Raw genomic sequence first — 402 nt, 5'->3', positions numbered from 1 at the left:
GAACAGCGTGCCGTTCTGGTCGAGTGCGTCGTTGATCGCCGAGGTGCTCTGGCCGGCAGCGGCGAGCTTCGCCACGTCGGGCGTGATGCTGATGCGCTGCCCGACGCCACCCACGATCTCGGCCGCGTTGACGCCGTCGACGTCTTCGAGTTCGGGGATCGCGACCGATTCGAGCTGGGCCTGGGCGTTGTCGGCATCCTCGAATCCGGTGACGGCGACCTGGATCACCGGGAAGTCGTCGATGGAGACCGACAGCACCTGAGGGGTCACATCCTCCGGCAGCTGCGACGAGATGCGGTTGATCGCCTGCTGGATCTTCTGCTCGGCCGTGGCGAGATTCGTTCCGTAGGCGAACATCGCCTGCACGATCGAGGCGTTCGTGGTGCTGGTCGCCGTCGTCGA

General features: G+C 65.9%; 1 protein-coding gene. It reads right to left on the bottom strand.

Annotated elements, in window-relative coordinates:
• Positions 1-402: efflux RND transporter permease subunit (locus L687_RS40115; RefSeq protein ID WP_040569852.1), on the bottom strand; the 402-nt coding region annotated here is incomplete at both ends.

The sequence above is a fragment of the Microbacterium maritypicum MF109 genome (assembly GCF_000455825.1).
GTDB lineage: Bacteria > Actinomycetota > Actinomycetes > Actinomycetales > Microbacteriaceae > Microbacterium > Microbacterium maritypicum_A.
Note: the sequence above shows the minus strand (reverse complement) of the source record. Positions and strands in the feature narration are given on the sequence as shown.